General features: G+C 68.7%; 8 protein-coding genes. 3 read left to right on the top strand and 5 right to left on the bottom strand.

The annotated features are described in order from the left end of the window. Positions 1–7: 7 nt before the first annotated feature. Positions 8–1006 (top strand): glycoside hydrolase family 43 protein, encoded by a 999-nt coding sequence (locus tag ACWEPL_RS55630; RefSeq protein ID WP_452441371.1) that lies wholly within the window; start codon positions 8–10, stop codon positions 1004–1006. Between the two features lie 273 nt (positions 1007–1279). Here the strand turns inward: ACWEPL_RS55630 and ACWEPL_RS55635 are convergent, their stop codons facing one another. The 5 genes from ACWEPL_RS55635 to ACWEPL_RS55655 all read right to left on the bottom strand — a co-directional run bounded on the left by ACWEPL_RS55635 (position 1280) and on the right by ACWEPL_RS55655 (position 5843). After that, a complete protein-coding gene (locus tag ACWEPL_RS55635; protein ID WP_452441372.1) occupies positions 1280–2827 on the bottom strand; it encodes a lectin in 1548 nt (515 codons plus the stop codon). Between the two features lie 88 nt (positions 2828–2915). Continuing rightward, complete coding sequence (locus ACWEPL_RS55640; RefSeq protein WP_452441373.1) at positions 2916–4031, bottom strand: lectin; 1116 nt, start codon at positions 4029–4031, stop codon at positions 2916–2918. Between the two features lie 494 nt (positions 4032–4525). Beyond that, the gene (locus ACWEPL_RS55645) at positions 4526–5020 is read right to left on the bottom strand and encodes a TetR/AcrR family transcriptional regulator (RefSeq protein ID WP_363982980.1); all 495 of its coding nucleotides are present in this window, start codon (positions 5018–5020) and stop codon (positions 4526–4528) included. Then, positions 5013–5354 carry a hypothetical protein gene (locus tag ACWEPL_RS55650; RefSeq protein ID WP_363982983.1) on the bottom strand — a complete coding sequence of 114 codons (342 nt, stop codon included), beginning with the start codon at positions 5352–5354 and terminating at the stop codon, positions 5013–5015. The genes ACWEPL_RS55645 and ACWEPL_RS55650 overlap by 8 nt, the downstream gene beginning before the upstream one ends. A 210-nt stretch (positions 5355–5564) precedes the next feature. After that, positions 5565–5843: a hypothetical protein gene (locus tag ACWEPL_RS55655; RefSeq protein ID WP_452441374.1), complete on the bottom strand. Its 279-nt coding sequence runs from the start codon at positions 5841–5843 to the stop codon at positions 5565–5567. Between the two features lie 521 nt (positions 5844–6364). Between ACWEPL_RS55655 and ACWEPL_RS55660 the strand changes: the two genes are divergently transcribed. Both ACWEPL_RS55660 and ACWEPL_RS55665 read left to right on the top strand, forming a co-directional pair. Beyond that, positions 6365–7702: an RtcB family protein gene (locus tag ACWEPL_RS55660; RefSeq protein ID WP_452441375.1), complete on the top strand. Its 1338-nt coding sequence runs from the start codon at positions 6365–6367 to the stop codon at positions 7700–7702. Positions 7703–7705: 3 nt separating this feature from the next. Further along, positions 7706–8107: an archease gene (locus ACWEPL_RS55665; RefSeq protein ID WP_452441376.1), complete on the top strand. Its 402-nt coding sequence runs from the start codon at positions 7706–7708 to the stop codon at positions 8105–8107. Positions 8108–8198: the final 91 nt, after the last annotated feature.

An 8198-nucleotide genomic window follows, 5' to 3' on the forward strand; every position in this document is an offset into this window, starting at 1 on the left:
AGCATTTGTGCCTCAGCCGAAACCGGTCTACGCCGGCTACCTGCTCGTCTACTTCGTCGGGAGCCCCGCCGCCGACGACGAACGGATCCGGATGGCGCTCAGCCTCGGCAACGATCCGTTGCACTACCGGGAACTGAACGCCGGAAAGCCGATCCTGACCTCCGACCTCGGCACCAAGGGAGTGCGCGACCCTTTCCTGATCCGCTCCCCTGAGGGCGACAGGTTCCACCTGATCGCCACGGATCTGCTGACGTCCGGCGGCGACGAGGACCCGGTACAGCTCACTTGGGACAGAGCCGAGCGCACCGGCAGCAAGTCGATCGTGGTCTGGGATTCCACGGACCTGGTCAACTGGACCGGTCAGCGCCTCGTCAAGGTGTCCGGCGACACCGCGGGCAACACCTGGGCACCGAAGGCGTGCTACGCCGAAGAACTCGGCAAGTACGTCGTCTTCTGGGCCTCGAAGCTCTACGCCCAGGACGACCCGGATCACACCGGAACGACACACAACCGGATGCTGTACGCCACCACCACCGACTTCCGCGAGTTCAGCGAACCCAGGATCTGGCACGATCCAGGGCATGCGGTCATCGACTCGGCCGTGATCAAGCACAACGGCGTCTACTACCGTTACACCAAGGACGAGCGGGACCAGACGCCTTCCGCGCCCAGCGCCAAGCTCATCACCGCCGAGAAGTCCCGAGAACTGACCTCCACCACTTATGACTTCGTGGCCGACCGCATCGGCGACGGGGAGATCGACCGTGGCGAAGGACCGGCCGTGTTCAAGTCGAACACCGAAGAGAGGTGGTACATGTTCATCGACGAATTCGGAGGGCGCAACTACGTCCCGTTCGAGACCACCGATCTCGACTCCGGAAAATGGATGCCCTCGACGAGCTGCCAACTGCCCCCTGGAGCCAAGCACGGCTCGGTGCTCCCCCTCACCCGGGCGGAGTACGACCGGCTGCTGAGCGCTTACGGCGGCCAAGAGAGCGATTCCTGATCACGCACGATCGACCGCCGTCCTCTCCGCCCCCTTGCCACGCGCCGGTCATGGTGGCGCTGAGCTTCCGGGCGGACAAGACGCGTTGGGCGCACCACCACAGCGGTGCACCCAACGCGGCCGTTCATGGCGTCGTCGCGCACAGGCCACAGCCATCACCGTGGCCCTCGCCCTGGTAGCCGCCGGACCACAGGTCGGTGGTGCGGTAGGTCGCGGCGCAGGGCCGTCGGTCGACAGAGTGGACGGTGCCTGGCCTGGGCGCCTTCGTGAGGCTCAGGCGCGGGTCCAGCGTTGGTTGGCGCCGCCGTTGCACGACCAGATGGTCAGCTTGGTGCCGTTGGCGGTGGCGTTGTTCGGCACGTCCAGGCACTTGTTCGCCCCGACGGCGGTGATGGTGCCGTCGGAGTTGAAGCGCCACTTCTGGTTGTCCTGGCCGTTGCAGTCCCAGATGATGACGTTGGTGCCGTCGGCGGTGCCCCGGTTGTACACATCCAGACACTTGCCTCCGTAGACCCGCAGCTCGCCGCTCGCGGTCGCCGTCCACTGCTGGCTCGCCTGGCCGTTGCAGTCCCAGATCTGCGCCTGCGCGCCGTTCGCCTGCGAGACATCAAGACACCTGCCCGACCCCACGCCCCTGATCGTCCCGGTGGGCGGGGGCGTGACGATGCCCCCTCCGGTCACGACGTACATGGCCGCCCCGTGTCCGGGGACCGACGCGCTGATCGTCCCGGACGAGGAGGACGTCGTGTGCGCCCACAGGTCGCGCACCGAGTAGGAGGACGCGGACCCCAGCCCCAGGGCGGCGGCGGTGGTGGAGACCGTCGAGGTCGAGGTGCCCCGGTTGAGCAGGACGACCGCGACCGAGCCGTTCGACATCGGCTTGCGCCAGATCTCCAGGTTGCCGTTGTCGCTGATCTTGTGGCCCTGTCTGCCGCCCCAGTCCTGGTTGACCGCGATGACCTCGGTGTTGGTGAGGATCGTACGCGTGTCGGCGCTCATCGTACGGATGTCGTTTCCGGCGATGAGCGGCGCGTTCAGCAGCGACCACAGGCTGAAGTGCGCGCGGCCCTCGGTCCCCGTCACCCCGCCGACGCCCACCTCCAGCATGTCCGGGTCGTTCCACCCGCCGGGACCCGAGTACGTGTCGAGCCCGACCTGCTGGTCCAGGATGCCCGTGATCGAGTTCCAGTTGGCCGCGATGTCGCCGGTGTTGCGCCAGGAGTTGCCTACCGGCATCCCCCAGGTCCACACGCTCTCCTGGCCCCAGTTGCACAGGCTGTACACGATCGGACGCCCGGTGGCGGCCAGCGCGTCCCGCATGGCCGTGTACCGCTGCTGCCCGTTCTGGCCCCGGTGATCACCGCAGTTGTCGTACTTCAGGTAGTCGATCCCCCAGGACGCCCACAGGGCCGCGTCCCGTCGCTCGTTGCCCAGGCTGGCCGGGTACCCCGCGCACGTCGTGGTTCCGGCCGAGGAGTAGATGCCGAGCTTGAGCCCCTTGGAGTGGACGTAGTCGGCCACGGCCTTGATGCCGTTGGGGAACTTCTGCGGATCCGGCACCAGGTCGCCGTTGGAGTTGCGGTTCTTGGTGGACCAGCAGTCGTCGATGTTGACGTAGGTGTAGCCCGCCGCCGCCATGCCGCTGGAGACCATGGCGTCAGCCGTCTGACGGATCAGGGAGTCGTTGACGTTGCAGCCGAAGCTGTTCCAGTCGTTCCAGCCCATCTGGGGCGTGCGGGCCAGGCCGTTGTCCAGCGCGGCGGCCGGCGACGTCTCACTGCCGATCGCGACGACGGAGCCGGCCGCGAGTACCGCCGCCACTGCTAAGCCAAGGATTCTGCGCATCTGATTCCTCTACCTGCCGGGGTGTCGGGGGAGATCTCCGGGCGATCCACCGGGATGTCATGCGTCAAGAGCGGGTCCAGCGCTGGTTGGCGGCGCCGCCGCAGGACCAGATCTGGAGCTTCACGCCGTTGGCGGTGGAGTAGTTCGGCACGTCCAGGCACTTGTTCGCACCCACGGCGGTGATGGTGCCGTCGGAGTTGAAGCGCCACTGCTGGTTGGTCTGGCCGTTGCAGTCCCAGATGATGACGTTGGCGCCGTCGGCGGTGCCGGCGCCGTAGACGTCCAGACACTTGCCGCCGTAGACCCGCAGCTCACCGCTCGCGGTCGGCGTCCACTGCTGGTTTGCCTGGCCGTTGCAGTCCCAGATCTGCGCCTGCGCGCCGTTCGCCTGCGAGGCGCCGGAGACATCAAGGCACCTGCCCGACCCCACACCCCTGATCGCGCCCGCACCAGGGGTGCCGCTCCCCGGCTGGCCGATGCTGCCCGATACCGATTGAAGCGCGCCGTACCAGGCGGCGGCCATCTTGTCGTAGCCGTTGGCGGTGGGGTGGATGCCGTCGATCAGATCGGAGGTGGTCAACTTGCTGTGCATGTCGACCAGGTGGACACGTTTGCCGCTGTTCACCTTGCTCTGGACGATGCCGGGGATCGCGGCATTGAAGGTGCGGGCGGCGGACTCCTGGCCGGAGTTGGACAGCGGGATGATGGTGGCGACGAAGACGTCCGCGTCGGGCACGGCTGTGGTGATGTGGTCGATCAGCGTGGACAGCCGCTGCGGGGCACCGGCCACGTTGTAGTTCTGCAGGACATCGTTGGTGCCGATGTGCAGCAGCACCGTGCGCGGTGTGTACGTACGCAGCCAGCCGGTGATGTTCGCGTCGATCTGGTCGATCCGCCACCCGGGATGGCCCTCGTGATCGTGGTCACCCAGGCTGCCCGGCCCGTTGAACTGCGACCCGACGAAGTCGACCGTGTAGCGGCCGGCGGCCAGGCGCTGCCATAACCCGATCCGGTACCCGCCCGGCACCTGCGTGCCCTCGGTGATCGAGTCGCCCAGCGGCATGACCCGCACCCCGCCGTTGGACTCCGCGACGGCTACCCCCGCCCCCATCGCCGTACCCGCTACCACCAAGGCCACGGCCATCAGCGCGGCGGCACACCATCGTCCCCACGTACGCATGCTCCCTCCCTCGTGGCGGTCAGGGGGCAGGTCGAATCGAGTAGCAATTTTTGCGCTAATGCCCTTGCGCTCCGGCCTGCCTGTTGCGGACACGAGGACCTCCTTCGGTGAGGATCGGCGACTTGGCATCGTGCTGAGTGGTCGCCGTAACCGGCCCACGGCGGGCACGGTCGGGTGCCGTCCCCTTCGGCATGCCGGCGGCGGCTTCCGATGCCGTTGTTAGCGTTAACATCACTGTGGTCAATCCGGGGCTCCTTCCACACGGGCCTGCTGAGGTGGTGGTGTGGCGGAGCAAACATGACGCGAGAAGATCCGTCAAGGGCCCGCTCTCTTCCGCCGCGTGCCGACGCGGGCCGATCAGAGCTGACCGGGCGCGGTCGCACTGTCACGGCGGGCGAGCTGATGAAACGTTCATCCGGCGGCGGCGTGGCACGCCCGGGACGCACCAGCGCACCGGCCTCCTGGGCGCCGACTGCCCGATCGAACCGATTCTCTCATTGGAAGGTCGTGCAACCCGCGGTCCAGGCGGGTTCCAGGTCGGCTCCGGGCGGAAACCGGCCGTCGAGTTCGAGCATCACCATCCCGTGCGCGAACGCCCACACCGCGCGGGCCAGATCCGCGCGGCCGTGCATGGCGCGCAGGATGGGACCGGCGGCCCGCTCCTCGAGTCCTTCGGGCAGCAACAGCCGCGGCAGCGGATTGGTGGTTGTCAGCCGGTAGAGGTGCGGCCGCGCCAATGCGAAGCTCCGGTAGGCGCGTGCGCAGGGCAGCAGCCCGGGCTCGGCGGCCTCGAGCGCCTCGGTCATCTCGGTCAGCCCGATCACGGTCAGCTCCAGCTCGACGGCCGCCTTGTCGGGAAAGTGCTTGTAGAGCGACGGCGCCCGGATGCCGACGCGCTCGGCGATGCTCCGCATGGACATCGCCTCGCGGCCGTCGGCCTCCAGCAGCTCCAACGCGGCCGCGACGATCTGCTCGCGGCGCTCAACCACGCCGCACCACCCGTCCGACTACGAGCCGCGTCGCCCAGCCGAGCCCGGCGGTGAACAGCGGCGGCCAGGCGATCGGTGAGAGGGAGTAGCCGACCAGGATCACGACCGGAATCCAGCCGGAGTTCGCGACCGCGACGATCCAGCGCCGCCCGCCCGCGACCTTGCCGGACAGATCCGGCAGCAGGAAGAACGCCACCGCCGCCGCCGTGGTCGGCAGCCCGTACTTCGCCGACTCGAACACGGCGAACGCTCCGAGGAATCCGGCGAGCAGCACCCACCCCGCCCAGCGCACCCACGCGCCCCATCCCCGGCCCCGCATGGCCTCAACGCTCATGACGTCCCCCTTCGCGATGGCTAACGGTGTTAGCTGATGTCGATCAGCATAGGCTAACACCGTTAGCCTTTCTAGAGTCGGGCAGCCGCTCGCCGAGGCACGGCAGGCGGTCACGGTCCTGGCTGAGCGGACGCGGCGTGCGCACCGCAGGCGGATATGGATCTCGGGATGAGTGCGCCGCCGCGAGTTTCGGGTCTCTCGTGCCCAGGCCTACCGGCTCATCGACCTCGCGGCCCGCTGCAGCGGTTCGACCACCTGCTCGTCGGTGTTCTGGGTGAAGTCGGTGCACCAGGAGCCAGTGGCCCGCAGAGTGGAAGGCGTCTCCAAGCAGGTCACCTCGATCACCGTACGGCCCGCAAGGTCGATCGGTGCGCGATCGCCGCGAAAGCGGCGAGCACGGCGCGACACCTCGGCCTGCTCGCGCTTCTCCACTTCGGACATCTCCTCATGCGTCACATCCGCCCATCGAACGACATCCGCATTGATCACGCATACGCCGCCCTCTCCGACCGCGCCGAATCCCAGCTTGCGGGGATCGCCCTTGGGCGGCAGTACCTGGCAGGGGTCACCATCATCATGGTCAGCGGGGAACCCGACCTGGCGACTGCCGATGAGCTAGAGGAGTTTGTCCGCCGAGTCCACCGGGCCGGCGATGAAGTCGTCATGGACCTGGCCGGCACTGCCACGGCCGGCCACAAGGCTGAACGGTCCCGCCCCAGCTCGCTCGAGAAGGAGCGGGGCGTCAGGGCGTCTGCGTCGAGAATCGCCGGTATGGCCCGCACCGAGCCGTCTGCGCCGACCAGATCAGGCCGAACGGGCCGGGGTTAAAGGTCTTTCGCCCCTGAGGGGATCAGCCAGCGGGAGGGAGAATGGACATTGCCCGCGAAGCGGGCGAGGGAGTCACTCGCTCCGCGGGTCTGACAGGTTTTGTCTCCAGACCCTCATGAGGAGCCCGGATGGAGCTCGTCGAGGAAACCTCCCATCGATTCCGTGTCGACAGGCATGGGGCCATGCGAGTGCCCGGAATCGTGTTCACCTCCCGCGCACTGCTGCCTGAGGACGAGGCGCTCCAGCAGGTGATCAACGTGGCGACCCTGCCGGAGATCGTCGGCGCCTCGTACGGGATGCCCGATCTCCACTGGGGGTACGGCTTCCCGATCGGCGGCGTGGCGGCCACCGACGTGGCAGCGGGTGGTGTCGTCTCGCCCGGTGGGGTCGGGTTCGACATCTCCTGTGGGGTGCGGCTGCTGGCCGCGGACGTGGACAGTGAAGGGCTGCGCCGCGACCGGCTGATGGATCTCCTCGACGTCACGATCCCGCGGGGCCCGAGCAGGGACGCGGTCTGGCAGTCGCCCGGCCGTACCCGGCTCGAGAACATCCTGTACGGCGGCGCCCGCTACGCCGTCGAGCAGGGCCACGGCGTCGCCCGCGATCTGGAGCGCTGCGAGGACCGCGGAGCGGTCGCCGACGCCGATGCCTCTCACGTGAGCACGCGGGCCATGGAACGCGGCCAGGGTCAGGTGGGCAGCCTGGGCTCGGGCAACCACTTCCTGGAAGTGCAGGCGGTCGACCAGGTCTACGACGAGAAGGCGGCAGCCGCCTTCGGGCTGCGCGCCGGCCAGGTGTGCGTGATGATCCACTGCGGATCGCGCGGGCTCGGGCACCAGATATGCACCGACCACGTCCGCGCGATGGAGGTGGCCATGCCCCGATATGGCATCGAGGTTCCGGATCGGCAGCTCGCCTGCGCGCCGGTCGGCTCCCCCCAGGGCCGGGCGTACCTGGGGGCGATGGCCGCTGCCGCCAACTATGGCCGGGCCAACCGTCAGCTGCTCGGCCAGGCGGTGAGGCGCGCGTTCGCCGAGGTCACAGGCGCGGAACTGGAGTTGGTGTACGACGTCTCGCACAATCTCGCCAAGATCGAGAAGCACGACGGCAGGCTGCTGTGCGTCCACCGCAAGGGCGCCACCCTCGCCCTGCCGCCCGGCCATCCAGATCTGCCCGCCGACCTGGCGGCCGTCGGGCAGCCGGTGCTGATCCCCGGGACCATGGGCACGGCGTCGTACGTGCTGGTCGGCGTCCCCGGCGGCGAGGCGTTCCATTCCACCTGCCACGGCGCGGGCCGTACCCAGAGCCGTCACCGGGCGGCGCGCTCCATCCGCGGCCGTGAACTGCGCGATCGGCTGGAGGCCCGCGGCATCGCCGTGCGCGGCTCCACCTGGCGAGGCCTGGCCGAGGAGACCCCGGCCGCGTACAAGGACGTCGACGAGGTGGTGACCGCCGCCGAGTGCGCGGGATTGTGCCGCAAGGTGGCCAGGCTGGTGCCGCTGGGCGTGGTCAAGGGGTGAGAGATGACCCGCGGGCATCGTACGCTGCCGCACACGGCCGACACCCGCATCCAGGCCTGGGCGCCGACGGCCATGGAGTGCATCGCCGAGGCGGTCGTCGCCATGAGCGACAGCTTCCTGGACACGGCAGGTGGGGTCGCGTGCGCCGAGCAGCGCGTGTGCGTCGCGCCGGGCCGCCCGGAGGACCGGCTCGTCGCCGCGCTCGATGAGGTGATCTACCGGATGGACACCACCGGCCAGGTTCCCATCCGCGCCACGCCGGAGGAGGACGGGCTGCTGCTGGCGACGGCAGAGGTCGAGACGATGGCGCAGATCGGGGCGGTTCCCAAGGCGGTCACCCTGCACCGGCTGGCTTTCGAGCAGCGCGGGGACCAATGGATGTGCACGGTCACCCTTGACGTGTGACCGCCGGCCGACGCTCGGGTCCTGCCTCCGGAGTCGGCATGCCGAATGTGGGAAGAGCGTCCCTTGAGGGGAGAGGACCAACGGAGGTGCA

Source organism: Nonomuraea sp. NPDC004186, assembly GCF_053603495.1.